The 25,762-nt window shown below is 66.6% G+C and carries 25 protein-coding genes and 1 pseudogene; 20 read left to right on the top strand and 6 right to left on the bottom strand.

The genetic code is table 11. The features are described 5' to 3' along the window. Positions 1 to 13 precede the first annotated feature (13 nt). The 6 genes from WCE05_RS05670 to WCE05_RS05645 all read left to right on the top strand — a co-directional run bounded on the left by WCE05_RS05670 (position 14) and on the right by WCE05_RS05645 (position 5,555). Positions 14 to 766, top strand: a complete 753-nt coding sequence (locus WCE05_RS05670) for a transporter substrate-binding domain-containing protein (protein ID WP_368815577.1) — start codon at positions 14 to 16, stop codon at positions 764 to 766. Positions 767 to 891: 125 nt separating this feature from the next. Continuing rightward, positions 892 to 1,611, top strand: coding sequence for an ABC transporter permease (locus tag WCE05_RS05665; RefSeq protein WP_253080239.1), 720 nt, complete (start codon positions 892 to 894; stop codon positions 1,609 to 1,611). Beyond that, a complete protein-coding gene (locus WCE05_RS05660) occupies positions 1,608 to 2,318 on the top strand; it encodes an ABC transporter permease (RefSeq protein ID WP_368815576.1) in 711 nt (236 codons plus the stop codon). Before WCE05_RS05665 ends, WCE05_RS05660 begins: the two co-directional genes overlap by 4 nt. Before the next feature lie 16 nt (positions 2,319 to 2,334). Further along, entirely contained in the window at positions 2,335 to 3,579 is a 1,245-nt protein-coding gene (locus WCE05_RS05655; protein ID WP_225789075.1) for an FAD-binding oxidoreductase, read from the top strand. A 22-nt stretch (positions 3,580 to 3,601) separates the two neighbouring features. Beyond that, entirely contained in the window at positions 3,602 to 4,384 is a 783-nt protein-coding gene (locus WCE05_RS05650) for an amino acid ABC transporter ATP-binding protein (protein WP_317235045.1), read from the top strand. Between the two features lie 361 nt (positions 4,385 to 4,745). Then, the gene (locus tag WCE05_RS05645) at positions 4,746 to 5,555 is read left to right on the top strand and encodes a gamma-glutamyl-gamma-aminobutyrate hydrolase family protein (RefSeq protein ID WP_225789074.1); all 810 of its coding nucleotides are present in this window, start codon (positions 4,746 to 4,748) and stop codon (positions 5,553 to 5,555) included. Between the two features lie 188 nt (positions 5,556 to 5,743). Here the strand turns inward: WCE05_RS05645 and WCE05_RS05640 are convergent, their stop codons facing one another. After that, positions 5,744 to 6,517 (bottom strand): helix-turn-helix domain-containing protein, encoded by a 774-nt coding sequence (locus WCE05_RS05640; protein WP_368815575.1) that lies wholly within the window; start codon positions 6,515 to 6,517, stop codon positions 5,744 to 5,746. 107 nt (positions 6,518 to 6,624) lie between these two features. On the opposite strand from WCE05_RS05640, the pseudogene WCE05_RS05635 reads away from it, so the two are divergent. Together WCE05_RS05635 and WCE05_RS05630 are read left to right on the top strand one after the other, a co-directional pair. Then, positions 6,625 to 7,433 (top strand): annotated as a pseudogene (locus WCE05_RS05635) (sulfite exporter TauE/SafE family protein). Between the two features lie 74 nt (positions 7,434 to 7,507). After that, entirely contained in the window at positions 7,508 to 7,837 is a 330-nt protein-coding gene (locus tag WCE05_RS05630; protein WP_225789071.1) for a hypothetical protein, read from the top strand. A gap of 153 nt (positions 7,838 to 7,990) precedes the next feature. On the opposite strand, the gene WCE05_RS05625 is transcribed toward WCE05_RS05630, so the two are convergent. Further along, positions 7,991 to 9,205 carry a YeeE/YedE family protein gene (locus WCE05_RS05625; protein WP_225789070.1) on the bottom strand — a complete coding sequence of 405 codons (1,215 nt, stop codon included), beginning with the start codon at positions 9,203 to 9,205 and terminating at the stop codon, positions 7,991 to 7,993. A gap of 126 nt (positions 9,206 to 9,331) precedes the next feature. Between WCE05_RS05625 and WCE05_RS05620 the strand changes: the two genes are divergently transcribed. The 7 genes from WCE05_RS05620 (at position 9,332) to WCE05_RS05590 (ending at position 15,376) form a co-directional block, all read left to right on the top strand. Then, complete coding sequence (locus WCE05_RS05620; RefSeq protein WP_225789069.1) at positions 9,332 to 10,018, top strand: bifunctional 2-polyprenyl-6-hydroxyphenol methylase/3-demethylubiquinol 3-O-methyltransferase UbiG; 687 nt, start codon at positions 9,332 to 9,334, stop codon at positions 10,016 to 10,018. A gap of 121 nt (positions 10,019 to 10,139) precedes the next feature. After that, positions 10,140 to 11,120, top strand: coding sequence for an aliphatic sulfonate ABC transporter substrate-binding protein (locus WCE05_RS05615; RefSeq protein ID WP_368815574.1), 981 nt, complete (start codon positions 10,140 to 10,142; stop codon positions 11,118 to 11,120). 16 nt (positions 11,121 to 11,136) lie between these two features. After that, positions 11,137 to 12,501, top strand: a complete 1,365-nt coding sequence (locus WCE05_RS05610) for an LLM class flavin-dependent oxidoreductase (RefSeq protein ID WP_368815573.1) — start codon at positions 11,137 to 11,139, stop codon at positions 12,499 to 12,501. A gap of 133 nt (positions 12,502 to 12,634) precedes the next feature. Then, positions 12,635 to 13,471, top strand: a complete 837-nt coding sequence (locus WCE05_RS05605; RefSeq protein WP_225789066.1) for a bifunctional allantoicase/(S)-ureidoglycine aminohydrolase — start codon at positions 12,635 to 12,637, stop codon at positions 13,469 to 13,471. Between the two features lie 147 nt (positions 13,472 to 13,618). Further along, the gene (locus WCE05_RS05600) at positions 13,619 to 14,215 is read left to right on the top strand and encodes an START domain-containing protein (RefSeq protein ID WP_368815583.1); all 597 of its coding nucleotides are present in this window, start codon (positions 13,619 to 13,621) and stop codon (positions 14,213 to 14,215) included. A 163-nt stretch (positions 14,216 to 14,378) separates the two neighbouring features. Continuing rightward, the gene (locus tag WCE05_RS05595; RefSeq protein WP_253080236.1) at positions 14,379 to 14,666 is read left to right on the top strand and encodes a hypothetical protein; all 288 of its coding nucleotides are present in this window, start codon (positions 14,379 to 14,381) and stop codon (positions 14,664 to 14,666) included. A gap of 95 nt (positions 14,667 to 14,761) precedes the next feature. Beyond that, positions 14,762 to 15,376 carry a Yip1 family protein gene (locus tag WCE05_RS05590; protein WP_368815572.1) on the top strand — a complete coding sequence of 205 codons (615 nt, stop codon included), beginning with the start codon at positions 14,762 to 14,764 and terminating at the stop codon, positions 15,374 to 15,376. A 17-nt stretch (positions 15,377 to 15,393) separates the two neighbouring features. Here the strand turns inward: WCE05_RS05590 and WCE05_RS05585 are convergent, their stop codons facing one another. After that, the gene (locus WCE05_RS05585) at positions 15,394 to 15,657 is read right to left on the bottom strand and encodes a DUF1652 domain-containing protein (protein ID WP_225789063.1); all 264 of its coding nucleotides are present in this window, start codon (positions 15,655 to 15,657) and stop codon (positions 15,394 to 15,396) included. Between the two features lie 336 nt (positions 15,658 to 15,993). On the opposite strand from WCE05_RS05585, the gene WCE05_RS05580 reads away from it, so the two are divergent. After that, the gene (locus WCE05_RS05580) at positions 15,994 to 16,221 is read left to right on the top strand and encodes a DUF6555 family protein (RefSeq protein ID WP_225789062.1); all 228 of its coding nucleotides are present in this window, start codon (positions 15,994 to 15,996) and stop codon (positions 16,219 to 16,221) included. 29 nt (positions 16,222 to 16,250) lie between these two features. Here the strand turns inward: WCE05_RS05580 and WCE05_RS05575 are convergent, their stop codons facing one another. The 3 genes from WCE05_RS05575 to WCE05_RS05565 all read right to left on the bottom strand — a co-directional run bounded on the left by WCE05_RS05575 (position 16,251) and on the right by WCE05_RS05565 (position 18,774). Then, the gene (locus WCE05_RS05575) at positions 16,251 to 17,138 is read right to left on the bottom strand and encodes a pirin family protein (protein WP_253080235.1); all 888 of its coding nucleotides are present in this window, start codon (positions 17,136 to 17,138) and stop codon (positions 16,251 to 16,253) included. Between the two features lie 121 nt (positions 17,139 to 17,259). Then, a complete protein-coding gene (locus WCE05_RS05570) occupies positions 17,260 to 18,132 on the bottom strand; it encodes an alpha/beta fold hydrolase (protein ID WP_368815571.1) in 873 nt (290 codons plus the stop codon). 21 nt (positions 18,133 to 18,153) lie between these two features. Continuing rightward, positions 18,154 to 18,774 carry a LysE family translocator gene (locus WCE05_RS05565; protein WP_225789059.1) on the bottom strand — a complete coding sequence of 207 codons (621 nt, stop codon included), beginning with the start codon at positions 18,772 to 18,774 and terminating at the stop codon, positions 18,154 to 18,156. A gap of 153 nt (positions 18,775 to 18,927) precedes the next feature. Between WCE05_RS05565 and WCE05_RS05560 the strand changes: the two genes are divergently transcribed. From WCE05_RS05560 to WCE05_RS05545, 4 genes are all read left to right on the top strand, one after another. Continuing rightward, complete coding sequence (locus tag WCE05_RS05560; protein ID WP_368815570.1) at positions 18,928 to 19,407, top strand: N-acetyltransferase family protein; 480 nt, start codon at positions 18,928 to 18,930, stop codon at positions 19,405 to 19,407. Positions 19,408 to 19,818: 411 nt separating this feature from the next. Next, positions 19,819 to 21,060 (top strand): multidrug efflux RND transporter periplasmic adaptor subunit MexE, encoded by a 1,242-nt coding sequence (gene mexE / locus WCE05_RS05555; protein ID WP_225789057.1) that lies wholly within the window; start codon positions 19,819 to 19,821, stop codon positions 21,058 to 21,060. 12 nt (positions 21,061 to 21,072) lie between these two features. Next, positions 21,073 to 24,252 carry an efflux RND transporter permease subunit gene (locus WCE05_RS05550; RefSeq protein WP_368815569.1) on the top strand — a complete coding sequence of 1,060 codons (3,180 nt, stop codon included), beginning with the start codon at positions 21,073 to 21,075 and terminating at the stop codon, positions 24,250 to 24,252. After that, on the top strand, positions 24,249 to 25,664 hold the full coding sequence (locus tag WCE05_RS05545) for an efflux transporter outer membrane subunit (RefSeq protein WP_225789055.1): 1,416 nt from the start codon (positions 24,249 to 24,251) through the stop codon (positions 25,662 to 25,664). Before WCE05_RS05550 ends, WCE05_RS05545 begins: the two co-directional genes overlap by 4 nt. Positions 25,665 to 25,762 lie beyond the last annotated feature (98 nt).

The following is a 25,762-nucleotide window of genomic DNA, read 5'->3' as shown; positions in this document are numbered from 1 at the left end:
ACAGAGGTGCGAAATGAAAAAGACCATGGCTGTGGTGGGTGCGTGCGCCCTGCTGCTGGCGGGCGCCGCCAGTGCCGAGACCTTGCGGTTCGCCACCGAGGGCGCCTACCCGCCCTTCAACTATGTCGACGCCGATAACAAGCTGCATGGCTTCGACATCGATATCACCCATGCCCTGTGCGCGCAGATGAAGGTCGAGTGCACCCTGGTGGCCCAAGACTGGGAAGGCATCATCCCGGCGCTGATGGCCCGCAAGTACGATGCCGTGGTCGCCTCGATGATCGATACCGAGGAACGGCGCAGGAAAATCGCCTTCAGCGACCCTTACTACCGCACCCCGCTGGCCGTCGCGGTGGCCAAGGACAGCCCGATCACCGATGCCCAGACCGACTTCAAGGGCTATACCATCGGCGCCCAGTCTTCCTCGACCCAGGCCATCTACGCCGAGGACGTCTACGCCAGGGCCGGCGCCGACGTGAAGCTCTACCCCACCATGGACGAGGCCAACGCCGACCTGGCCTCCGGCCGCCTGGACGGGGTGATCGCCGACAAGTTCCCCCTGCACGAGTGGATGGACAAGAACGGCCAGGCCTGCTGCCGGATCCTCGGCGACGTCGCCGGCACCAAGGCCAACGCCGCCATCGCCGTGCGCAAGGACGACGACGCCCTGCGCCAGCGCCTGAACCAGGCGTTGGCCGAGATCGTCGCCAACGGCACCTACCAGAAGATCGCCAGCAAGTACTTCGACTTCGATATCTACAACTGACCTGCGACCGCCCTCTCCCATGGAGGCTGCGCCGCTCTTGAGCTCGGCGCCGCCCCTGTGGGAGCGGCCTTGCGTCGCGAAAGGGGCACGAAGCGCCCCCGATAGCGACAGTGTGGAGATACACCATGCTCGATCAATTGTCCTTGCTGTCTTTCGCCAGTGGCGGCTGGGGCCAGGCGCTGCTGGCCGGCGCCCTGGTGACCCTGTCGCTGGCCCTGGCCTGCCTGCCCATCGGCCTGCCCCTGGGCCTGCTCGTGGCCCTCGCCGCGCGTTCGCGCAAGCGCCTGCCCCGCGCCTGGGCGACCACGTTCTCCACCGTGTTCCGTGGCCTGCCCGAGCTGTTGACCCTACTGATCATCTACTACGGCTGCCAGATCGCCGCGCAGACGCTGCTGGCGGCCCTGGGCTATGAAGGCGAGGTGCTGATCAACACCTTCCTCGCCGCGATGATCGCCTTCAGCCTGGTGTTCGCCGCCTTTTCCAGCGAGATCTGGCTGGCCGCCTTCAAGACCCTGCCCAAGGGCCAGGTGGAGGCTTGCGCCGCCCTGGGCCTGAGCCGGCGCACGGGGTTCTTCAAGGTGGTGCTGCCGCAACTCACCCGCATCGCCCTGCCTGGTCTGTCCAACAACTGGCTGTCGTTGCTCAAGGACACCTCGCTGGTGTCGACCATCTCCCTGGTCGACCTGATGCGCCAGACCAACCTGGCGGTCAGCGTGACCAAGGAGCCGATGTTCTTCTACGGCGTGGCCTGCCTGGGCTACCTGCTGTTCTCGGCGCTGTCGGGCAGGGTCTTCGCCCTCATCGAACGGCGCTGCAACCGCCACCTGCAAGGAGCCCGGGCATGAGCGTCGAACAATGGCTGGCCATGGTGCTGGACCCCGACCTGCTGGAGCGCTACGGCCCGCGCTTTCTCGACGGCCTGTTGGTGACCGCCAAGCTGGTGGCGATCTCCTTCAGCCTGGGCGCGGCGCTCGGCCTGCTGCTGGCCCTGGCGCGCCTGTCGCGCAGCCAACTGCTGCAACGCCTGGCCGCCGGCTACATCTACTTCTTCCGTGGCTCGCCGCTGCTGGCCCAGCTGTTCTTGCTGTACTACGGCCTCGGCTCGCTCAAGGGCTTCTGGCAGGAGCTGGGCCTGTGGTGGTTCTTCCGCGAAGCCTGGTACTGCACCCTGCTGGCCTTCACCCTGAACACCGCCGCCTACCAGGCGGAGATCTTCCGCGCCAGTCTGCTGGCCATCGCCCCCGGCCAGTACGAGGCGGCGCGGGCCCTGAGCCTGAAGCGCTCGACCACCTTCTTCAAGGTGATCCTGCCGCAGTCGCTGCTGGTGGCCATCGGCCCACTGGGCAACGAGCTGATCCTGATGATCAAGGCCAGCGCCATCGCCTCGCTAGTGACCATCTACGACCTGATGGGCGTGACCAAGCTGGCCTTCTCGCGCAGCTTCGACTTCCAGATCTACCTGTGGGCCGCCGTGCTCTACCTGGTGATCGTGGAACTCGTGCGGCGCGCCCTGAAACACCTGGAAGCCCGCCTGGGCCGCCACCTGAACTGACCGAAGGATACGCCCCATGCACTGCCAAACCCTTGTCCTCGGCGCCGGCATCGTCGGCGTCAGCACCGCGCTGCACCTGCAGGCGCGCGGACGCCAGGTGATCCTGCTCGACCGCGACACGCCCGGCAGCGGCACCAGCCATGGCAACGCCGGGCTGATCGAGCGTTCCAGCGTGATTCCCTATGCCTTCCCGCGCAACCTCGGCGCCCTGCTGCGCTATGGCCTGAACCGCCAGCCAGACGTGCGCTACAGCCTGGTCCACCTGCCCAAGGCCGCGCCCTGGCTGTTGCGCTACTGGCAGCAATCGGCCCCAGGGCGCCTGGCCGGCGCGGCGGCCGACATGCTGCCGCTGGTGCAACGTTGCGTCGAGGAGCACGACGCCCTGATCGAGGCCGCCGGCCTCGGTGCACTGGTGCAGGCCAAGGGCTGGATCGAGGTGTACCGTGACCCACGCCTGTTCGACCGGGCCAAGGCCGACCTGCACGGCCTGGCACGCTACGGCCTGCAGTACGAAATCCTCGAGCGCGAGCAACTGCAAGCCCGCGAGCAGCGCCTGGAGGGCGACGTGCTGGGCGGCATCCACTGGCTCGACCCGAAGACCGTGAGCGACCCCGGCGCCCTGACCCGCGGCTATGCCGCACTGTTCGTCCAGCGTGGCGGGCAGTTCCTGCAGGGCGATGCGCGCAGCCTGCGCCGGCTCGGCGAGCGCTGGCAGGTGGACAGCCGCCGTGGCCCGCTTGAGGCCGACGAAGTGGTGGCCTGCCTCGGCCCACAGTCGGCCGAGCTGTTCGAACCGCTGGGCTACCGCTTCCCGCTGGCGATCAAGCGCGGCTACCACATGCATTACGCCACCCGCGACGGTGCCGAGCTCGGCCACTCGATCTGCGATACCCAGGGCGGCTATGTGCTGGCGCCCATGGCCCGGGGCGTGCGCCTAACCACCGGCATCGAGTTCGCCGCCGCGGATGCGCCGGGCAACGAGATCCAGCTAGGCCGCTGCGAAGCCCTGGCGCGCAAGCTATTCCCGGCGCTGGGCGAACGCCTCGACGACAGGCCCTGGCTGGGCCGGCGTCCGTGCCTGCCAGACATGCGCCCGGTAATCGGTCCGGCGCCGCGCCACGCCAACCTGTGGTTCAACTTCGGCCATGCCCACCACGGCCTGACCCTGGGCCCGGTCAGCGGCCGCCTGCTGGCCGAGCTGGTCACCGGGCAGGCGCCCTTCACCGACCCGGCGCCCTACAGCGCCACTCGCTTCGACTGAACCTATGCGGGAGAACAACAAGATGACCGCCCCACTGAGCCTTGCCAGCCTCGCCCCTGAAACCGACCCGCGCCCGGTGCTGATCCGTATCGAGGGCCTGAACAAGCACTACGGCGCCTTCCACGTGCTGCGCGATATCGACCTGGAGGTACGCGAAGGCGAGCGTATCGTGCTCTGCGGCCCATCCGGCTCGGGCAAGTCGACGCTGATCCGCTGCATCAATCGCCTAGAGATCGCCGAGCAAGGCAGCATCCGGGTTGCCGGCACCGACCTGGCCGCCACCACTGGCCAGGCCGCCCAGGTGCGCAGCGAGATCGGCATGGTGTTCCAGCACTTCAACCTGTTCCCGCACATGAGCGTGCTGGACAACTGCCTGCTGGCGCCCACCAGCGTGCGTGGCCTGTCGCGCAAGGACGCCGAGGAGCGGGCGCGGATGTACCTGCGCAAGGTCGGTATCGAGAACCAGGCGCACAAGTACCCCAGCCAGCTGTCCGGCGGCCAGCAGCAGCGCGTGGCCATCGCCCGGGCGCTGTGCATGAAGCCGCGGATCATGCTGTTCGACGAGCCCACCTCGGCGCTCGACCCGGAGATGGTCGCCGAGGTGCTGGACGTGCTGGTGCAGTTGGCGCAGACCGGCATGACCATGCTCTGCGTCACCCACGAGATGGGCTTCGCCCGCCAGGTGGCCGAGCGCGTGTTGTTCCTCGAAGGTGGGCAGATCATCGAGGACAGCGCGCCGGAGGTGTTCTTCAACCAGCCCCGCACGGTGCGGGCGCAGGCGTTTCTCAAGCAGATCCTGCACTGACCAGGGGGGCTGCAAAGCAGCCCCAAGCTTGTCGGGCCGACGAACCGCCAGGAATGAGCCCGCACCGCCCTTTCATTGCAGCCACGCAAAGACCCAACTGCATCGTTAAATATTATTGACCTCAACCTCCGCCAAACCCTTGCCACCTCAGGCTTGTACGCCCTGCAGCCCCCGAAAACCGGCGCCAGACCGCCCTGCCAGTCGTTTGACATATCGAACGGCTCTGGCAAGCTATGAATCAAGCCCCGACCGGAAACGCCCCTCCGGCGAGCCGGCAGTGCTCGGGGCCCCAGGCCGCACACAAGGCCCAGGCCGTGCGCCTGCACAACAACGACAGGTAGAACCTGTCCTAAGGTGACATATGTCCAACAGCAACATTGGCAACAAGCAACCCACCCTGCGCAAACCCGTCGTCCTGATGACCATGGGCACCCAGGAGCGCAAAGGCCATGACTACCAGGTCATGACCCACAAATACATCACCCCGCTGGTCGAATTCTCCGGTTGCGTCCCGGTCCTGGTCCCCACCTGCTGCGGGACCGAAGACCTCGAGACTTACCTCGACATGGCCGACGGCGTCTACCTCACCGGCGCGGGCAGCAACATCGACCCGGCCCTCTACGGCCAGGAAAACCTGACCCCGGGCAAGGCCCAGGACAAGGACCGCGACCTGTTCGACATCCCCCTGGTGAAGATGGCCATCGCCCGTGGCCTGCCGATCTTCGGCGTCTGCCGGGGCATGCAGGAAATCAACGTCGCCCTGGGCGGCGACATCTACCAGAAGGTCTACGCCGAGCCTGGCTTCAACGACCATCGGGAAAACCCCGAGGACCCGGTCGAGATCCAGTACCAGGCCGTACACAGCGTGAAGATCCAGCCTGGCAGCTGGCTGCGCGAGACCCTCGGCACCGACGAGATCCGCGTCAACTCGCTGCATGGCCAGGGCCTGCGCAACCTGGGCAAGGGCATCGAGCCGATCGCCCATGCCGAGGATGGCCTGGTCGAGGCGATCCACGCCCCGGGCATCTCGCCGTTCCTGTTCGCCGTGCAGTGGCACCCGGAATGGCAGGCCGCGAAGAACCCTGACTCGATCAGGATCTTCCAGGCCTTCGGCGACGCCTGCCGCGCCCAGGTGCGCAAGGCCCAGGTCAAGCGCAACCAGGCGGCCTGACCCGTTCTTCGTTAGCTTTGATCGCGGGGCGGCGCAAGGTCGCCCCCGTTTCCCCAGGTCACCCTCTGCTGGTCCCAGAACATCTCCTGTGGAAACGGGCGGCGGGCTTGTGCCTGTCTGCGCGATCTTTTTTTATCCCTACTGCCAATGCCCTGCTCCTGGGGCTGCAAGGCGGCCCAAATGCTCGCTCAGCCCCCCTCGCGCCGGCTGAACGCCGACGGCGCCCGCCCCATGACCCGGCGGAACATGCTGGAAAAAGCGCTGGGGCTGTCGTAGCCCAGGTCCAGGGCAATCCGGGTGACCGCCTCGCCCGCCGATAACCGGGTCACTGCCGCCATCACACACGCCTGCTGGCGCCAGGCACCGAACGACAATCCAGTCAGTTGGCGAAACCGGCGATTGAAGGTGCGCAGGCTCTGGTTCGATTGCCGGGCCCAGCCCTCGGCATCGACGCGGATGTCCGGGGCACGCAGGAACGCCCGGCACAGCCCCGCCAGCCGAGGCTCGGCGGGTATCGGCGCGAACAGTGGCAGGCGCGGCGCTAGGCTCAGCTCATGGAGAATCAGTGCCAGCAATACCCCGTCCCGCCCCTGCACGTCATACAACGGCGATATCTCCACGCTGGCCAGCAGCAACTCATGCAACAACGGGCTGACCCGTAGCGCCTCGCACGAGGTGCCCGCGCGCGGCGCCGCCTGCGGCTCGATGTACAGGCTGCGCGTGCTCACCCCCTGCATGCGCACCTGGTGCGGCTTGCCCGGCGGGATCCAGACGCCGTTGTGCGGCGGAATGACCCAGGAGCCATCGTCGGTCTGCACCTCCATCAGCCCACTCATGCCATAGAGAAACTGGGCCCGCCGGTGGGTGTGGCTGGGCAACAGCGTGCCCGGCGCGTAATCGGTGCCGATCGCCAACACAGGCCGTGGGGTGGCATCGACCTGGGCCAAGGGGATGTTGCGCATGGCTGAAGCCTCTGGCCTGAACACGATGATTATTGGCCGATTCGCGCATGCCGGCCAAGCCTGCTCGCTCTACGCTGCCGGCCTCCATACGCCTGGGAGGCAGATCGATGCTGTATCCATTGCTCGGTGCATTCGGCCTGTGTGCCGGTATCACCACCCTGCTGTTCGGCTTCGGCGGTGGTTTCTTCGCCGTACCGCTGCTGTATGCCCTGCTGCTGGCCAACCATGAAGCCAGCTCGCTGGTCGGCCAGCACGCCATGCAGGTCGCCGTCGCGACCTCCTCCGCCGTGATGATCGTCAGCAGCGCCCTGGCGACCTGGCGCCATCATCGCGCGGGTAGCCTGCGCTGGGGCCTGGTCCGCCCGCTCGCGCCCAGCATCGCCCTGGGCGCCCTGCTCGGTGCCTTCGCGGCACTGCACCTCGACAGCACCTGGCTGCGTTGGGTGTTCGTCGCCTACCTGGTGGCCAGCCTGCTCGATGGCTGGCTGCGCCCAGGCTTCCTCCACGAAGGGGCCAGGCTGCGCCCCTTGGGCCGAGCGGGTGCGACCCTGGCCTGCCCATTGGCGCGCTGGCAGCCTTGCTCGGCGTGGGCGGCAGCGTGATGACCGTGCCGCTGATGCGCAGGCGTGGCGCGAGCATGCTCAGCGCCACGGCCATGGCCAACCCGCTCTCCCTGCCCATGGCGCTGGCGGCCACGCTGGTCTATGCCGTATTGCCGGCATCGGGCCGAGGCCTGGGCGATGGTTATCTTGGCTTCATCGACCTGCCGGCCGCGGCTGCCCTGGTGCTCGGCGCCTGGCTGGGCATGCGCCTGGCCGCACCGCTGGTCGGGCGGATCGCCGATGGCCTGCACGCGCGCGCCTACCTGGTACTGCTGGGGATCGTGTTGCTGACGATGCTGCTGGTAGGCCCCTGACGGCAAATTGCTGGCCCCCGGCCACTCCAAGCGAAGGCAAACTCCCTTTTCCTTCATAAGCTTAGGACAGCAACATGCGGGTATTTCTAGCAACGGTCGCCGGCTGCCTGTTGATCACGGTGGCTTCCGGTGTCCAGGCCAGGGCCTTGAACCAGAACGATCGCCATGTCTGCAACTGGGGTTCGCAGATCGCCGCCGAGGCGCAGCACGCCAAGCTCTCTGGCGTTACCTTGTATGCCACACGCAAGAAACTGCAGGCACGCAAGTTCCCCAAGCCATGGATGCGTATGACCGCCTTCGGGATTACCGAACAAACCTACAACAGCCGCTCGCGGCTCAAGCCGGCAGCGATCAAGCAGACGTACTACGAGCAGTGCGTCCAGCATGCTGTCGCCAGAAGATAATTCTCTATAAAAACAATAAGTTAATTGATTTTTATAAAGTAATTACGAGATTTAGTTAATGTAATTTCTCAAAATGCTCCACTCAAGCCTGACCTCACAGGTCAGGCTCGCGGGGTGGCGCTGGCCCTGAACGGCCCGCGCGCGGGGGAAGGCTCAGCAGCCGCTCAGCGCCGGTGCTCGTCGCTCGCCCGCGAAGAACAGCGGTCGCAGGCGTACGCCGACCAGGTTGCCGGTGTAGGCCGCTACCAACCACAGCCAGCCGTGCACGCTGCCCGAGGCGATGCCGCTGAAATAGGCTCCGATATTGCAGCCATAGGCCAGGCGCGAGCCATAGCCGAGCAACAGGCCGCCGATCACCGCGGCGACCAGCGACGGCAGCGGGATCTTCAGGCTCGGTGCGAAACGCCCGGCCAGACCCGCGGCCAGCAGCGCGCCGAGGACGATGCCGATGTCCATCACGGTGGTGATGTCTTGCCACAGGGGCGCGGCCAGGGCCTTGGCGTTACCCGGCATCTGCCAGAAGGCCCAGCTGCCGACATCGATGCCCAGGCCGCCCAGGGTCTTGGCGCCCCACAGGGCGAAGGCCGAGGTGATGCCCCAAGGGCGCCCGGCCAGGGCCAGGGTGGCGTAGTTGAGCAACGCCAGGGCAACGGCGCCCCACAGCAGCGGCCACGGCCCGCGCAGGAAGCGGCGCAGGCCCTGGTGCTCGCTGCGCACCGGGCTTTCGAGCTGGCCGTGGCGGCGTTTCTCCAGCACCACGGTGGCCCAGGCGATCAGCCCGAACAGCGCCAGGCTTGCCAGCAGCGCCGGCGCCACGCCCCATGTCTGGACGATCGACGTGGCCGGGAACGAAGGCAGGGCGAACCACCAGTCGACATGGTGGGTGGCGGTCACCGAACCGATGATGAAGAACAGCAAGGTGACCAGCATCCGGGCATTGCCGCCGCCGACGGTGAACAGCGTGCCGGAGGCGCAACCGCCGCCCAGTTGCATGCCGATGCCGAAGATGAACGCACCGAACACCACCGACACCCCTGCCGGCGCCACCAGCCCGGTGACCGGGGTGCCGAACAGGCTGCCAGCCGACAGCGCCGGGAAGAACAGCAGCACGGCCAGGGCCAGCATGACCATTTGCGCACGCAGGCCGGCGCCACGGCGCTCGTTGATGAACACCCGCCAGGCCGAGGTGAAGCCGAAGGCGGCATGGTAGAGCGTCAAGCCCAGGGCGGCACCGACGATCAGCAGCAGCACCTGCTTGGCGCCGGCGTTGAGGTTGAGGAACCAGGCGCCGGCCAGCAGCAGGGCCAGGGCGATCAGCGGCGCGCCGAGGCGGCGCGGTTCGGGTGTGGCAGTTGCGCAAAGACCCATCGGAATACTCAGATACAGTGGAACGGGGCCGCGAGTATAACGCCCCAGACGCCAGGGCACGACTGCGACGAGGTCACGAACCTGGCCTATCCTTTTGCAGCCAACCCTCCAGATCGGGCGCCCGCCATGTCACCTAGCGAAACCACGGTCCTGCACACCTGGCACCACAACGCGCAGGCCTGGATCCAGGCCGTGCGCGAGGGCGGCATCGAAAGCCGGCGCCAAGTCACCGACCAGGCCATCCTGCTGGCCATACTCGGCCGGCAGCCACAACGGGTACTGGACCTCGGCTGCGGTGAGGGTTGGCTGCTACGTGCCCTGGGCGAGCGCGGCATCGAGGCGGTGGGCGTGGACGGCGATGCGACGCTGGTCGAGGCCGCGCGGGCGGCGGGTCCGGCCAGCGTGCACCTGGCTACCTACGCGCAACTGACCAAGTCCCAGGTGGATATTGGTCGCGGCTACGACCTGGTCTGTGCCAACTTCGCCTTGCTGCACCAGGACATCATTCCGTTGCTCGCCGCCCTGAACGCGCTGCTCGCCGCAGACGGCGCGCTGATCATCCAGACGCTGCATCCGTGGAGCATGGCCGAGGGCGATTACCAGGATGGCTGGCGCGAAGAGACGTTCGTGGCGCTCGCCGGGCAGTGGGCACCCATGCCGTGGTATTTCCGCACCTTGTCCAGTTGGTTGAACGCCCTGGAGATGGCGGGCTATCGCCTTGCCGGCCTGCAGGAGCCGCAACACCCGCAGCGTGCACTGCCGCAATCGTTGCTGCTCACGGCAGTAGCAGCACCGGAGGCAGGGATACCTTGAAAAACAAAACGATATATAAAGAACAAAACAATCTAACAAATTGGAATTAAAAAATTGAAAGCACCCAGACGCCTCCTTAGGCTGGGCAGGCCATTTTCCTTGCCCTCCAGGAGATCTTCCCGTGCCTGCCCGTGCCTTCTCTCCCCTGCGCCGCCTGCTCCTCGGCGGCCTGCTGGCCGGTGTCGCCAGCGCCCTGCTACCCTGGTCCAACGCCTTGGCCGATGAGGTCAGGACCCTGCGCATCGGCTACCAGAAGTTCAACAGCATCAATATCCTCAAGGGCAGTGGAGCCCTGGAGAAGGCCCTCGCCCCACAGGGCGTGAAGGTCAGCTGGCACGAGTTCGCCGCCGGCCCGCAGTTGCTCGAAGCCTTGAGCACCGGCGCCATCGACCTGGGCCATGCCGCCGACGCCCCCTCGGTGTTCGCCCAGGCAGCCGGCAAGCCGGTGGTCTACCTGGCGGCAGAGCAGCCCTACCCGCGCGGCATCGGCCTGGTGGTGCGCGAGCAGGACCACCTCGCCAGCGTCCAGGACCTCAAGGGCAAGCGCGTGGCCACCGGCCGCGGCTGGAACGCCCAGTACCTGCTGGCCGTCGCCCTGGAGCAGGCCGGCCTGAGCTACAAGGACATCACCCCCGCCTACGTCAACAACGCCGCCGATGCCGTGGCGGCGCTGCAGTCGGGCAGCGTGCAGGCCGTGACCCTGTGGGACCCGTTCCTCGCCGCCGCGCAGCGACAGCCAGGTCTGAAGAACCTGCGCGATGGCAGCGGCCTGTCGAACAACCGCACCTTCTACCTCTCCACCGCCCGCTTCGCCGACCAGCACCGCGAACTGCTCAAGACCTTCTTCGCCGAACTGGGCAAGGTCAGCCAGTGGGCCAATGCCAAGCCTGCCGAAGTCGCCAGCCTGCTGGCACCACAACTGGGGATCAGCGCCGACATCCTGGAAGTGGCCAGCGAGCGGCGCAACTACAACGCCGTGGCCATCACCCCGCAGATCGTCGCCGAGCAACAGAAGCTGGCCGATACCTTCCAGGGCCTGGGCCTGATCCCACGCAAGCTGCAGGTGGCCGACGCGGTCTACCCGGCTTCCGTGCTGCCCTGACGCCAAGGAGATGCGCATGCCACGCCCGATCCGCTTCAACGCCTTCAGCATGAACGCCGCCAGCCACCAGTCCCCCGGCCTGTGGCGCCACCCCCGCAACACCAGCGTGGATTTCAACCGCCTGGACTACTGGACCGACCTGGCCCGCCTGCTCGAGCAAGGCCTGTTCGATGCCCTGTTCATCGCCGACGTGCTGGGCATCTACGACGTCTACCAGGGCAGCCCCGAGGCGGCCCTGCGCGGCGGCGTGCAGGTGCCGGTCAACGACCCGCTGCTGCTGGTCCCGGCCATGGCCGGCGTCACCCGGCACCTGGGCTTCGGCGTGACCTTCTCGCTGACCTACGAGCACCCCTACCCCTTCGCTCGGCGCATGTCGACCCTCGATCACCTGAGCGATGGCCGGGTCGGCTGGAACATCGTCACCGGCTACCTGGACAGCGCCGCCCGCAACCTGGGCCTGGCGCGCCAGCTCGGCCACGACCAGCGCTACGACCTGGCCGAGGAGTACCTGCAGGTGCTGTACAAACTCTGGGAAAAAAGCTGGGACGACGACGCCGTGCTGCTGGAACGCGAGACTGGCCGCTACCTCGACCCTGCTCGTGTGCACCCCATCGGCCACCATGGCGAGCACTTCCAGGTGCCCGGCATGCACCTGTGCCAGCCCTCGCCCCAGCGCACGCCGGTGCTGTTCCAGGCCGGCGCCTCGGCCCGTGGCCAACAGTTCGCCGCGCGGCACGCCGAGTGCGTGTTCATCAGCGGGCCGACCCCCACCGTGCTGCACCGCTACGCCGACGGTATCCGCCAGGCCAGCGAAGCGGCCGGCCGGGGCCGCGACGACGTACTGATCTATGCCCAGGCACTGCTGATCGTCGCCGACACGCGCGAAGCGGCCCAGGCGCGCGTTGCCGATTACCGCCGGCACGTGGACCTGGATGCCGCCCTGGCCTTGCTGTCGGGCTGGACCGGCATCGATTTCGCCGGCCTCGACCCCGACGCGCCCATCGAGTACGTGGAGAACGATGCCGGCCGCGCCGCCCTGGCCGCGTTCACCGCCGCCGACCCGAACCGCCGCTGGACGGTGCGCGAGGCCGCCGCGTTCGTCGGCCTCGGCGGACGCGGGCCAGTACTGGTGGGCTCGCCCGCAGAGGTCGCCGACCAGTTGGAACACTGGCTCGACCAGACCGGCATCGACGGCTTCAACCTGACCTACGCCGTACAGCCGGACGACCTGCGCCACGTGGTCGAGCTGCTGGTGCCCGAGCTGCAACGCCGTGGCCGCTACCCTCGGGCTTATACCGACGGCACCTTGCGCCACAAGCTGTTCGGCCGTGGCAACCGGCTGCCGGAACAGCACGCGGGGCGCCAGGTCGACATTCAGTGAATGAATACCGGATATTTCAACATTTAATTTGTGGATACCCGGCAAAGGCTCATATTCTGTCCGTGCATCCCCTGCGGCGCACCGGCCGGTGCGGCTTACGGCACGGGGACAGAACAACAAGTCGAGACCCTCCATGTCGAACCATTCCTACTTCGCCCCCCACGGTGGGCACCCAGCCCAGACCGAGCTGCTGACTGACCGTGCCATGTTCACCGAAGCCTATGCCGTCATCCCCAAGGGCGTGATGCGTGACATCGTCACCAGCCACCTGCCGTTCTGGGACAAGATGCGCATGTGGGTCATCGCTCGCCCATTGACCGGCTTCGCCGAGACCTTCTCGCAGTACATCGTCGAAGTCGCCCCGGAAGGCGGCAGCGAGCGGCCGGAACTGGACCCGAACGCCGAAGCGGTGCTGTTCGTGGTCGAAGGCGAGATCGACATCACCGTCGAAGGCAAGCACCACACCCTGGTCCCGGGCGGCTATGCCTTCCTGGCCCCAGGCGCCGAGTGGAGCCTGCGCAACAACAGCAAGGCCAACGTCACCTTCCACTGGCTGCGCAAGCACTACCAGAAGGTCGAGGGCCTGGCCGTTCCGGAATCCTTCGTCACCCACCGCGACAAGGCCCAGGTCATCGAGATGCCGGGCACCGAAGGCCGCTGGGTCACCACCCGCTTCGTCGACATGGCCGACATGCGCCATGACATGCACGTGAACATCGTGACCTTCCAGCCCGGCGGCGTGATTCCGTTCGCCGAGACCCATGTCATGGAACACGGCCTCTACGTGCTGGAAGGCAAGGCGGTGTACCGCCTGAATCAGGACTGGGTCGAGGTCGAGGCCGGCGACTTCATGTGGCTGCGCGCCTTCTGCCCGCAGGCTTGCTACTCTGGCGGCCCGGGCCCGTTCAGCTACCTGCTGTACAAGGACGTCAACCGCCACGTGCACCTGACCCTCAACCCCCAACGTTGAGGTAAGCGAACAGGGCGCGCTTGGCGCCCTGTTCGCGGGCTGCAACACAGCCCAACAGCTCGACAGCGCAGATCTTCATGGCACCTCTGCCTCCAGCGGCCATACTTGCCTGACGCCTTCCCACCCGGCCGCCGCCCCATGCCCTCCTTGCACCGATTGCTCGCCGTGCTGCTCCTGCTGGCAGCGCCCACGCTGCTGGCCGACGACTGGCGCCTGGCGCACCAGGAAGACGGCATCGATGTCTACCTGAGCGCGGTACCCGGCTCGCCCTACCAGCGGTTTCGCGGCGTCACCCGCATCAAGGCCAGCGTACACACCCTGGCCGGCCTGCAGGAGAATCTGCGGGTCGCCTGCAAATGGCTGTACGCCTGCGCCACGATGCGCCTGCTGGAGGTCGATGGCGACACGACCTGGGTCTACCTGACCACCGAGCTGCCCTGGCCGGCACGCCCGCGTGACATGGTGCTGCGGGTACGCAGCGAACGGCTGGACGACGGCACCCTGTTGCGCCACCTGAGCGCCGAGCCGGGCAAGGTGCCGGCAGTGCCTGGGCAGATCCGCGTACGGCGGTTGCGCGGGGAGTGGATCATGCGCCCCCTGGGCGCGCGCGAGACCGAGGTGACCTACCAGCTGCAGGCCGACCCTGCCGGGGACGTGCCGGGCTGGCTGGCCAACCGCTTCGTGGTGGATGCCCCCATGGTGACCCTGCGCACGCTCAGGGCCGTGGCCGAGCGGCAACCCTGAGGGCCCTTGCCATGCACAGGCGATATCAGGCCCCGCCCCCTGATGGGCAGAAATAATTTGAACGCCACCCCAGAGCAGGCTATCGAAATAGAGATAGCCCATTTTTTCACGCAAGGAGCCAGCCCATGCCGTCACCCCAGTGCCATGCCCGGGGCCTGCTGCCATGAAAATGAGCTGCCGCGCGCCCAGCGCCTGCCTGGAACTGGACTTCGTCCGCGACACCCTGTTCGGCCCCGTGGCCCAGCGTGCCGAGTGCCATGTCCAGGTCGCCGCCCTCAACCTGCAGGGCTGCCCCGCCCTGCGCCTGCATATCAACCCGCCACTGCCAGACAAGCTTGAGCGCGCCCACAGCGTCGCCTTCGTCTGGGACGGGCGCAGCTATCATGGCGTGGTACGCGATCATGGCAAATGTGGCGACGGCAGCCTGAACCTGGTGCTGGAACTGCAGTGAAGCGATCAACGGCGGCGAAACAGTCTGAACCCCCAAGGGCACCCGCTTCTCCATAACAAGAGGACACGCTCGCCAAGCGTCCCGAGGAGAACGCCATGAACAGTCCCTTGCTCAAGCTCTTCACCCACCCCGCCGAAGCCTGGCTGGACATCCGCCGCGCCGAGGAAGCCCACCCGCAACAATACCTGCCCCGCCTGCTGGCCCTGGCGCTGATCCCTGCCCTGTGCCTGTTCGTCGGCACCACCACCTTCGGCTGGAGCCTGGCAGGGGAAGAACAGGTGCGCCTGAGCATGGCCAGCGCCGCGCAACTGGCCGGCCTGCTGTATGCGACCACCGTGGTCGGGGTGATGCTGATGGGCGTGATGATCCGCTGGATGTCCCGGGGGTTCGATGCGCAGCCCAGCCTGAACCGGTGCATCGGCTTCGCCGCCTACTGCGCCACCCCCTGGTTCATCGCCGGGGTCGTCGGCCTGGTGCCGATGCGTTGGCTGGCGGTCGTGGCCCTGCTGGCCGCCTCGGCCTATGCCACTGTGCTCTTGTATGGCGGGTTGCAGACTTTCCTGCGGCTGCGCAAGGAACAGGCCATGCTATTGGCCACCTGCGTCTGGGGCGTGGGCCTGCTGGTGCTGGTGACCATCCTGGTGTCGATGATCCTGTTCTGGTTCAACGGCTTGATGCCAGAGTACGTGCGCCCGGCCAGCCTTGGCTGACCGGGCTGCGGCCGCCGTCAGGCGATGGCCTTGAGCGGTGGCTTGTGGTTCGCGCGCTGTTCCTTGCGCAACTGCGCCACCAGCTCCGCGATGTCCCGGCAGCTGTTGAGGCTGTCGAGCGCGATCCCGCTCACGGTCAGGCAATCGTCCAGGCTGTCGCCCTGGCCGAGGCGGATGGTCAGGCTGACACCGTCCGGGCAGGTGACTTCGCAGCGGTCCGGCAGGCAGGCCTGCTCGATCAACTGACGCAGCTCTAGCATCGAAACTCCGATCAACGACATGGTACGACCCTCTCTGTACTGGATGGCCTGTTGTGTGTGAGTACGCCTTAAGCGGGCGGGGTGCCAATTGATATTGCACATATCCAAGCGGCGGACCATGCGCCAGGACAATGATCGTGCACGAATCCTCTAGCACCTTAGTGGAAGAACCCAGGCGCGCGGCGACTGTTCGATCGGATGCCTGCACGGGACGACGGGCGGTCGCCGCGTTGCCATTCGTCGTGCCCTGGGAATATTTTTCAAACTTTTGCGGGCTTTGCGCATTCCCACGGACAGGGCCAGGGTACGTCCGTACCTGGCCTGTGACCGAGCCTGCGCAAAGGATGTGGATGCCCGATGATCGACGCAAAACTCTTCGTGATCGACTACCAACTGCACGGCCAGCACAAATCCTTCGTGATTCGTGCCGAGCGCATGGACAACGCCGAGGCCTGGCACTGGGCCAGTTGCGATGCGGGGGTTGGCCGCATCGGTCGCTATGGGCGGGAGAAGATCAGAAAGGTCAGCAAGCCGGTGGCCGAGCGCTACGGCATCAGCGAGGTGCACTGGCGCCAGTCGGGTTGATCAACTCGTGGCGCCAGCGGGGCGATGCCTCAGTGGCGAGCCCCCTCTCCGGCGCCGGCCATCTGGCCGAAACGTCCGGCGTGGAAATCGTCGAACGACTCGGCGATTTCCGCCTGGCTGTTCATCACGAACGGTCCGTAGCCGACGATGGGTTCGTCGATCGGCTCGCCGCTGAGCAGCAACACGCTGACATCCTCCAAGGCCTCGACCTGCACATGCTCCCCCTCGCGCTGCAGCAGCACCAGGCTGGCCGGCCCGGCTTCGCGCTCAGCGTTGACCTGCACGGTACCGCGCAACACCACCAGGGCGGCATTGCGCCCCTCGGCGACCGGCAGTTGCACGCGGGCACCGGCTTTCAGGCGCAGGTCCCAGACATCCATGGCGGTGAAGGTCCGCGCCGGGCCGGGGTGGCCCTGGTAGCTACCAGCGATCACCCGCAGGCTGCCGGCATCGCCTTCCAGCGCCAGCACCGGGATGTCTGCCGCCAGCAGGGTCTGGTAGCCCGCGGCGGCGCGCTTGTCCCGGGCCGGCAGGTTGACCCATAGCTGCACCATCTCCAGGGTACCGCCGCTGCGGGCGAAGGCCGGCGAATGGAACTCCTCGTGAAGGATGCCATTGGCGGCGGTCATCCACTGCACATCGCCCGGGCCGATCAGGCCGCCGGCGCCGGTGGAGTCACGGTGTTCCAGCTCGCCCTGGTAGACGATGGTGACGGTCTCGAAGCCCCGGTGCGGATGCTGGCCGACCCCACGGCGGGCGTCGGTCGGCGTGAAGTCGTGGGGGCCGGCGTAGTCGAGCAGCAGGAACGGGCTGATATGCCGGGCCAGGTTGTCGTAGGTGAACAGGCTGCGCACCGGAAAGCCGTCACCCACCCAATGGGCATGGGGGCTGCGGTGGATACCCAGGATCTTTTTCATGAGAAGTCTCCTCTCTTGGCTGGGTATAACCTTATCGGCGGCACCAATCTTTCGCTAGATAGCCTAAATGGCATTGTTCGTTCCAAAAATGGGACGAATGGACAGCCGACCTTTCACGTGCTCAAGGCTGCAGAAAGGCCAGCACCTGCTCCGCCGCCGCCACGGGATCTTCCTGCATGAAGCAGTGCCCGCCGGGCACCTGCTGGGCGCTCACCTGTGGGTTGATGGCCGCCAGGCGCCGCACCGAGTGCGCGACGAAGGGGTAGCTCTGTTCGCCATGCAGGATGTGCGTCGGTGTGCGGATTTGCGCCAGGCTCGGCCACATCCGCGCCGGGAACGAGCTGAAGATCTCCACCTCGCGGCTGGGACGACACTTGAGCACCACGCCTTCGCCGCAGTCGCCGATGGCGTGTTCCACATAGGCCTGCAATGCCGCATCGCTCCAGCCCTTGAAGATGCCCCGCCCCTGCAGCGAAGCCAGCGCCGCCTCGCGGTCGGGCCAGTGGCTGCGGCGGGTGGCGGCCTTGCGTGCCAGGGCATGGCGCCGATGCAGGCCGACCAGGGCGGCAGCGCCCATCACGCCGATCATGCGCCGGCTGAACAACACCGGGTCGAGCAGCACGGCGCGGCTGAACAGCTGCGGCTTGCTCGCCAGGATCAGACCCGTCAAGACGCCGCCGAAACTGTGGCCGAGCGCCATGCGCGGCACCTCGCCGTACTCGCCGCGCCCGGACTCGAAGGCCTCCACCGCCAGCGCAGCGCTACGGTTCCAGCCACGAAAGGCACCGCCATGGTCACTGTCGCCGTGGCCCTGGACATCGCTCAGCCACAGGTCGAAGTGTTCGCCCAGGCGCATCAGCAAAGGCTGGTAGGACAGGCTGCAGAAGCCGTTGCCATGCAGAAAGTGCAGCAATGGCCGGCCGCTTGCCGGCGAACGCCAGCCACGCAGGGTGAAGCCTTCGGCGCAATCATGGGACCAGGGGATCAGCTGCATCGTCCTGCTGTACTCATCGGTTCAAGAAAACGCCGATTCTACAAACAGCAGCGGGTATAGCGAAATCACCAGCAACAGGGCCATCAGGACATTGAACAGCATCAGCCAACGCGGGTTCTGCAAGAAGTTGCGCAAGGCGCTGCCGAACATCACCCAGACCCCGACACTGGGCAGGTTGACCAGGGCGAACAACCCGGCGATGACGATGACGTTGAGGACATAGCCCTGGGCCGGCGTGTAGGTGGTGATCGCCCCCACCGCCATCACCCAAGCTTTAGGGTTGACCCACTGGAACGCCGCCGCGCCCCAGAAGCCCAGCGGCTTGCCCGTGCCCGCGGCCTCGCCGCCGATCGGCCCGGCGGTGGCGATCTTCCAGGCCAGGTACAGCAGGTAGGTGGCGCCCACGTAGCGCAGGATGCTGTACAGCGGCGGCCAGGCCTTGAACAACTCGCCCAAGCCAAAGCCCACCGCCAGCACCATGACCATGAAGCCGATGCTGATACCCAGGGCGTGCGGGATCGAACGCCGCACCCCGAAGTTCACCCCCGAGGCCAGCAGCATGGTGTTGTTCGGCCCGGGAGTGATCGAAGAGACGAAGGCGAAGAGCACGAAGGCGGTGAGCAGATCGAGAGAACCGAGCATGGCGGGCTTCCAGAAGGAGGGTTGTGTTGCCACACTAGCGGAGTGATTTTCCCTACAACCTATACAGTTACAAGAAATTAAACCAATACACCTCACTGTACCGTTACAGTTTCAGAGCCAGAGATAGAATCTGCCCCAGCACAAGGAAGCCCCATGAGCCTGACCATTCGCCCCGCCGTGCCTGCCGATGCCGCACAGATCCTGGCCTTCATCACCGAGCTGGCCGACTACGAGCGTGCCCGCCACGAGGTGGTGGCGACCCTCGCCGACATCGAGCACAGCCTGTTCGGCGAAGGCAGCACGGTGCGCAGCCTGATCTGCGAACGGGATGGTCGGGCCATTGGCTTTGCCGTGTATTTCTACAGTTATTCCACCTGGCTGGGGCGCAATGGTATCTACCTGGAGGACCTGTATGTGACCCCTGAACAGCGTGGGGATGGTGCTGGCCGCCAGTTGCTGCGGCACATCGCCCGCGAGGCCGTGGAAAACGGCTGCGGCCGCCTGGAGTGGAGCGTGCTGGACTGGAACGAGCCGGCGATCGGCTTCTACCAGTCGCTCGGGGCCGAGCCGCAGGACGAGTGGGTCCGCTACCGGCTGGACGGGGAACGCCTGGTGCGCTTTGCCGAGGGTTGAGCGTTCATAGGATGGCGGCTGCTTCCAGCCCCTTCGCGGGCAAGCCCGCTCCCACAGGGCTGAGTCGTTCACAGATGATGTGATTTGCAGGACCATGTGGGAGCGGGCTTGCCCGCGAAGGGGCTGCAAGTTCACCAAATCCTCCGCTGACAGACAGCGCCGCCCCTGGCACCACTAGACTGGAACCTCAACCCCAGCTCAGCCCTGCCTGCGCACGATCTGCAACCAGGTTCACCAACGCCAACCCGCACAGCGTATAGAGCACGCCCTTGGCGCCGAACTCCTAACAGACCTACCCACCAGCGGACATATCATTGCGCGTGATAATAACCTTCGCCCCATTCGATTCGTTCCCCACGCGCCAGCCCCGCAGAATCCGCCCACTATCTCTATACATTGGCGGAGTTCTCCATGGAACAATCACTCAAACCCTTGCGCTATCCCCTCGCTGTCCTGGCAGTGCTGGTGATCAGTGCCTGCGGCCGAACCCCGGACGCCGCGCAGGCCCCCGCCGCGCCCAAGGTCAGCGTAGCCAAGGTGATCGAACAGCCGATCAATGAATGGGACGAGTTCACCGGCCGCCTGGAGGCACCGGAAACCGTCGAGGTACGCCCGCGCGTCTCCGGGCAGATCGACCAGGTGGCCTTCACCGAAGGCGCCCAGGTCAAGCAAGGCGACCTGCTGTTCCAGATCGACCCACGCCCGTTCCAGGCCGAGGTCCGCCGCCTCGAGGCGCAGTTGCAACAGGCCCGCGCCACCGCCATTCGCAGCGAGAACGAGGCCCGCCGTGGCGAACGCCTGCGCGACAGCAACGCCATCTCCGCAGAGCTTGCCGAGTCGCGCAGCAGCGCCGCCGCCGAAGCCCGTGCCGGTGTCGCGGCGATCCAGGCACAACTGGACCTGGCCCGCCTGAACCTGAGCTTCACCCGTGTCACCGCGCCGATCAGTGGCCGCGTCAGCCGCGCCGAGTACACCGCCGGCAACATCGTCACCGCCGACGTCACGCCGCTGACCACGGTGGTGTCCACCGACAAGGTGTATGCCTACTTCGACGCCGACGAGCGCGTCTACCTCAAGTACAGCCAGTTGGCCCGCAACGGCCAGCGCGGCCAGAGCACCCCGGTGTACCTGGGCCTGTCCAACGAGGCTGGCAACCCGCACCTGGGCCAGATGAACTTCGTCGACAACCAGGTCAACCCGCGCACCGGCACCATCCGTGGCCGGGCGGTGTTCGACAACCGCGACGGCCAGTTCACCCCGGGCCTGTACGCGCGCCTGAAGCTGGTCGGCAGCGCCACCTACTCGGCGGTACTGATCAACGACGAGGCCGTGGGTACCGACCTTGGCAAGAAGTTCGTACTGGTCATGGACGAGGACAACAAGGCGACCTACCGCGCCGTGGAGCTGGGCCCGAAACTCGAAGGCCTGCGCATCGTGCGCAACGGCCTGCACAAGGACGACCGCATCGTGGTCAAGGGCCTGCAGCGGGTGCGCCCCGGCTCGCCGGTCACCCCCGAGGAAACACCGATGGCCAGCGAGGAAACCCTCGCCACCCTCGCCCGCCAGCGCCAGGCCCTGGAGGCCAGCAACCCGGCGCCAGCGGTGGCCGGTTCCAGCGTGAAAGTCGCCAGTGCCCAGGCACCGCGCGGTTAAGGAACGACACCCATGAACTTTTCGAAATTCTTCATCACCCGGCCGATCTTCGCCGCCGTCCTCTCGCTGGTGCTGGTGATCGCCGGGGGCATCTCGCTGTTCCAGTTGCCGATCAGCGAATACCCAGAAGTGGTGCCGCCGACCGTGGTGGTGCGCGCCAACTTCCCCGGCGCCAACCCCAAGGTGATCGGCGAGACCGTCGCCGCGCCCCTGGAGCAGGCCATCACCGGCGTCGAGAACATGCTGTACATGTCCTCCCAATCGACCGCCGATGGCAAGCTGACCCTGACCATCACCTTCGCCCTGGGCACCGACTTGGACAACGCCCAGGTGCAGGTGCAAAACCGCGTCACCCGGACCCAGCCCAAGCTGCCCGAGGAAGTGACGCGCATCGGCATCACCGTCGACAAGGCCTCGCCCGACCTGACCATGGTCGTGCACCTGACCTCGCCGGACGACCGCTACGACATGCTGTACCTGTCCAACTACGCCATCCTCAACATCAAGGACGAGCTGGCGCGCCTGGGCGGCGTGGGTGACGTGCAACTGTTCGGCATGGGCGACTACTCCCTGCGGGTATGGCTCGACCCGAACAAGACCGCCTCGCGCAACCTGACCGCCAGCGACGTGGTCGCGGCGATCCGCGAGCAGAACCGCCAGGTCGCCGCCGGCCAGCTGGGCGCACCGCCCGCCCCAGGCTCGACCAGCTTCCAGCTGTCGATCAACACCCAGGGCCGCCTGGTCAACGAGGAAGAATTCGAGAACATCATCATCCGCGCCGGCAGCGACGGCGAGATCACCCGCCTGAAGGACATCGCCCGCATCGAGCTGGGCTCCAGCCAGTACGCCCTGCGCTCGCTGCTGAACAACCAGCCGGCGGTGGCCATTCCGATCTTCCAGCGCCCGGGCTCCAACGCCATCGAGATCTCCGACGAGGTGCGGGCGAAGATGGCCGAGCTGAAGAAGGACTTCCCCGAAGGCATGGACTACAGCATCGTCTATGACCCGACCGTGTTCGTCCGCGGCTCCATCGAGGCGGTGGTGCACACCCTGTTCGAGGCCCTGGTGCTGGTGGTGCTGGTGGTGATCCTGTTCCTGCAGACCTGGCGCGCCTCGATCATCCCGCTGATGGCCGTGCCGGTCTCGCTGATCGGTACCTTCGCGGTGATGCACCTGTTCGGCTTCTCGCTCAATGCCCTGTCGCTGTTCGGCCTGGTGCTGGCCATCGGTATCGTGGTGGACGACGCCATCGTCGTGGTGGAGAACGTCGAGCGCAACATCGGCCTGGGCCTCAAGCCCCTGGAGGCGACGCAGAAGGCCATGAGCGAAGTGACCGGGCCGATCATCGCCACCGCCCTGGTGCTGTGTGCGGTGTTCGTGCCGGCGGCGTTCATCTCCGGCCTCACCGGGCAGTTCTACAAGCAATTCGCCCTGACCATCGCCATTTCCACAGTGATCTCGGCGTTCAACTCGCTGACCCTGTCGCCGGCCTTGGCCGCCGTGCTGCTCAAGGAACACCATGCGCCCAAGGACCGTTTCTCGCGCCTGCTCGAGCGGCTGTTCGGCGGCTGGCTGTTCGCCCCGTTCAACCGTTTCTTCGATCGCGCCAGCAACCGCTATGTCGGCGGCGTGCGCCGGGTCATCCGCTCCAGCGGCATCGCCCTGTTCGTCTATGCCGGGCTCATGGGCCTGACCTACCTGGGCTTCTCGTCCACCCCGACCGGCTTCGTCCCGGCGCAGGACAAGCAGTACCTGGTGGCCTTCGCCCAACTGCCGGATGCCGCCAGCCTCGACCGCACCGAGGCGGTGATCAAGAAGATGAGCGAGATCGCCCTGGAACAACCGGGGGTGGCCGACTCGGTGGCCTTCCCGGGCCTGTCGATCAACGGTTTCACCAACAGCCCCAACAGCGGCATCGTGTTCACCCCGCTCAAGCCGTTCGACGAGCGCAAGGACCCGAGCCAGTCGGCCGCTGCCATCGCCGCGGCGCTGAACGCCAAGTTCGCCGACATCCAGGACGCCTACATCGCGATCTTCCCGCCACCGCCCGTGCAGGGCCTGGGCACCATCGGCGGCTTCCGCCTGCAGATCGAGGACCGCGGCAACCTGGGCTACGAGGCGCTGTACAAGGAGACCCAGCACATCATCGCCAAGAGCCAGGAGGTGCCGGAACTGGCGGGCCTGTTCACCAGCTACCAGGTCAACGTGCCGCAGGTCGATGCCGCCATCGACCGGGAGAAGGCCAAGACCCACGGCGTGGCCATCAACGACATCTTCGAGACCCTGCAGATCTACCTGGGCTCGTTGTACACCAACGACTTCAACCGCTTCGGCCGTACCTACCAGGTCAACGTCCAGGCCGAACAGCAGTTCCGCCTCGATGCCGAGCAGATCGGCCAGTTGAAGGTGCGCAACAACCTGGGCGAGATGATTCCACTGGCGACCTTCATCAAGGTCAGCGACACCTCCGGGCCTGACCGGGTCATGCACTACAACGGCTTCATCACCGCCGAGATCAACGGCGCCGCGGCGCCCGGCTACAGCTCCGGCCAGGCCGAGGCGGCGATGGAGAAACTGCTGCGCGAGGAGTTGCCCAACGGCATGACCTTCGAATGGACCGACCTGACCTACCAGCAGATCCTGGCGGGCAACACCGCGCTGTTCGTCTTCCCGCTCTGCGTGCTGCTGGCCTTCCTGGTGCTGGCCGCCCAGTACGAGAGCTGGAGCCTGCCGCTGGCGGTGATCCTGATCGTGCCGATGACCCTGCTGTCGGCCATCACCGGGGTGATCCTCTCTGGCAGCGACAACAACATCTTCACCCAGATCGGCCTGATCGTGCTGGTGGGCCTGGCGTGCAAGAACGCCATCCTCATCGTCGAGTTCGCCAAGGACAAGCAGGCCGAGGGCCTCGACCCGCTGGCCGCGGTACTGGAAGCCTGCCGCCTGCGCTTGCGGCCGATCCTGATGACCTCGATCGCCTTCATCATGGGGGTGGTGCCGCTGGTGTTCTCCTCCGGCGCCGGTGCCGAGATGCGCCATGCCATGGGGGTCGCGGTGTTCTCGGGGATGATCGGGGTGACCGTGTTCGGCCTGTTCCTGACCCCGGTGTTCTTCTTCCTGATCCGCCGTTTCGTCGAGCGCCGGCAGGCCCGCAAGGCCGCCCACGCGCAACCGCTGGAGAGCCATGCATGAACCTGCTCAAACCCCTGACCCCGAGCCTGCTGGCGCTGGCCCTGGCAGCCTGCGCGGTGGGCCCGGACTACCAGGCACCGGCCACCGAGCCTGCGCGTTTCGACAGCGCGGTGCAGGCCAAGGCCTTCGACCGCGACCGCTTCGAGCGCCTGTGGTGGAAGCAGTTCGACGACCCGGTGCTGAACCAGCTGGTGCAGGCCTCGCTGCAAGGCAACCGCGACCTGCGCGTGGCCTTCGCCCGGCTCAAGGCGGCGCGGGCGATCCGCGAGGATGCCGAGAACGACCCGTTCCCGGTGGTCACCAGCCGCGCCAGCAGCGAGATCGGCAAGGGCCAGGTGCCAGGCCAGACCGAGCGGCGGGTCAACAGCGAGCGCTATGACCTGGGCCTGGACATGGCCTGGGAGCTCGACCTGTTCGGCCGCATCCAACGCCAGATCGAGGCCAGCGAAGCCCAGGAAGCCGCGGCCGCGGCCGATCTGCAGCAGTTGCAGGTCAGCCTGATCGCCGAGCTGGTGGACGCCTATGGCCAACTGCGTGGTGCGCAGCTGCGTGAAAAGATCGCCCTGGCCAACCTCAAGACCCAGCAGGAATCGCGCAGCATCACCGAAACCCTGCGCGATGCCGGGGTCGGCAACGAACTGGACGTGGTCCGTGCCGATGCGCGTCTGGCGGCCGTCGAGGCCACCGTGCCGCAGTTGCAGGCCGAGCAGGTGCGCGCGCGCAACCGCATCGCCACCCTGCTTGGCCAGCGCCCCGACAACCTGGGTGTCGACCTCTCGCCCCGGCAGTTGCCGGCGATCGCCAAGGCCCTGCCGGTGGGCGACCCGGGCGAACTGCTGCGCCGCCGCCCGGACATCCGCAGCGCCGAACGGCAACTGGCCGCGGCCACGGCCACTGTCGGCGTGGCCACCGCCGACCTGTTCCCCCGGGTCAGCCTCAGCGGCTTTCTCGGCTTTACCGCCGCCCGTGGTTCGCAGATCGGCTCGTCGGCGGCCAATGCCTGGGCACTGGGCCCGAGCATTACCTGGGCGGCCTTCGACCTGGGCAGCGTGCGCGCCCGCCTGCGCGGCGCCAAGGCCGATGCCGAGGGCGCCCTGGCCAACTACGAGCAGCAGGTGCTGCTGGCCTTGGAAGAGTCGGCCAATGCCTTCAGCGATTACGGCAAGCGCCAGCAACGCCTGTTGGCGCTGATACGCCAGAGCGAGGCCAGCCGCAAGGCGGCGGACCTGGCCTCGGTGCGCTACCGCGAGGGTACGGTGGACTACCTGGTGCTGCTCGATGCCGAGCGCGAACGGCTGGGCGCCGAGGATGCCCAGGCCCAGGGCGAGGTCGAGCTGTACCAGGGCATCGTGGCCATCTACAAGGCGCTCGGTGGCGGCTGGCAGCCTGAGACACTGGCCAGCGCGCACTGATCTTCAACGCCTCAACGACTCCTTTGGTTGGCTCCTCCCCCAACCGCTTTGCCCCGCCGGCCTTGGTCTGCGGGGCTTTTTTTATCTGCAAGAAAAAG

Origin of the sequence: Pseudomonas sp. I2, assembly GCF_040984075.1 — a bacterium.
Taxonomy (GTDB): domain Bacteria; phylum Pseudomonadota; class Gammaproteobacteria; order Pseudomonadales; family Pseudomonadaceae; genus Aquipseudomonas; species Aquipseudomonas guariconensis_B.
Note: the sequence above shows the minus strand (reverse complement) of the source record. Positions and strands in the feature narration are given on the sequence as shown.

Bases quoted from the DNA above. Each gene is read 5' to 3' on its own strand.
- WCE05_RS05670 (WP_368815577.1), top strand. From the start codon at position 14: ATGAAAAAGACCATGGCTGTGGTGGGTGCGTGCGCCCTGCTGCTGGCG.
- WCE05_RS05665 (WP_253080239.1), top strand. From the start codon at position 892: ATGCTCGATCAATTGTCCTTGCTGTCTTTCGCCAGTGGCGGCTGGGGC.
- WCE05_RS05660 (WP_368815576.1), top strand. From the start codon at position 1,608: ATGAGCGTCGAACAATGGCTGGCCATGGTGCTGGACCCCGACCTGCTG.
- WCE05_RS05655 (WP_225789075.1), top strand. From the start codon at position 2,335: ATGCACTGCCAAACCCTTGTCCTCGGCGCCGGCATCGTCGGCGTCAGC.
- WCE05_RS05650 (WP_317235045.1), top strand. From the start codon at position 3,602: ATGACCGCCCCACTGAGCCTTGCCAGCCTCGCCCCTGAAACCGACCCG.
- WCE05_RS05645 (WP_225789074.1), top strand. From the start codon at position 4,746: ATGTCCAACAGCAACATTGGCAACAAGCAACCCACCCTGCGCAAACCC.
- WCE05_RS05640 (WP_368815575.1), bottom strand. From the start codon at position 6,517: ATGCGCAACATCCCCTTGGCCCAGGTCGATGCCACCCCACGGCCTGTG.
- WCE05_RS05630 (WP_225789071.1), top strand. From the start codon at position 7,508: ATGCGGGTATTTCTAGCAACGGTCGCCGGCTGCCTGTTGATCACGGTG.
- WCE05_RS05625 (WP_225789070.1), bottom strand. From the start codon at position 9,205: ATGGGTCTTTGCGCAACTGCCACACCCGAACCGCGCCGCCTCGGCGCG.
- WCE05_RS05620 (WP_225789069.1), top strand. From the start codon at position 9,332: ATGTCACCTAGCGAAACCACGGTCCTGCACACCTGGCACCACAACGCG.
- WCE05_RS05610 (WP_368815573.1), top strand. From the start codon at position 11,137: ATGCCACGCCCGATCCGCTTCAACGCCTTCAGCATGAACGCCGCCAGC.
- WCE05_RS05605 (WP_225789066.1), top strand. From the start codon at position 12,635: ATGTCGAACCATTCCTACTTCGCCCCCCACGGTGGGCACCCAGCCCAG.
- WCE05_RS05595 (WP_253080236.1), top strand. From the start codon at position 14,379: ATGAAAATGAGCTGCCGCGCGCCCAGCGCCTGCCTGGAACTGGACTTC.
- WCE05_RS05590 (WP_368815572.1), top strand. From the start codon at position 14,762: ATGAACAGTCCCTTGCTCAAGCTCTTCACCCACCCCGCCGAAGCCTGG.
- WCE05_RS05585 (WP_225789063.1), bottom strand. From the start codon at position 15,657: ATGTCGTTGATCGGAGTTTCGATGCTAGAGCTGCGTCAGTTGATCGAG.
- WCE05_RS05580 (WP_225789062.1), top strand. From the start codon at position 15,994: ATGATCGACGCAAAACTCTTCGTGATCGACTACCAACTGCACGGCCAG.
- WCE05_RS05575 (WP_253080235.1), bottom strand. From the start codon at position 17,138: ATGAAAAAGATCCTGGGTATCCACCGCAGCCCCCATGCCCATTGGGTG.
- WCE05_RS05570 (WP_368815571.1), bottom strand. From the start codon at position 18,132: ATGCAGCTGATCCCCTGGTCCCATGATTGCGCCGAAGGCTTCACCCTG.
- WCE05_RS05565 (WP_225789059.1), bottom strand. From the start codon at position 18,774: ATGCTCGGTTCTCTCGATCTGCTCACCGCCTTCGTGCTCTTCGCCTTC.
- WCE05_RS05560 (WP_368815570.1), top strand. From the start codon at position 18,928: ATGAGCCTGACCATTCGCCCCGCCGTGCCTGCCGATGCCGCACAGATC.
- mexE (WP_225789057.1), top strand. From the start codon at position 19,819: ATGGAACAATCACTCAAACCCTTGCGCTATCCCCTCGCTGTCCTGGCA.
- WCE05_RS05550 (WP_368815569.1), top strand. From the start codon at position 21,073: ATGAACTTTTCGAAATTCTTCATCACCCGGCCGATCTTCGCCGCCGTC.
- WCE05_RS05545 (WP_225789055.1), top strand. From the start codon at position 24,249: ATGAACCTGCTCAAACCCCTGACCCCGAGCCTGCTGGCGCTGGCCCTG.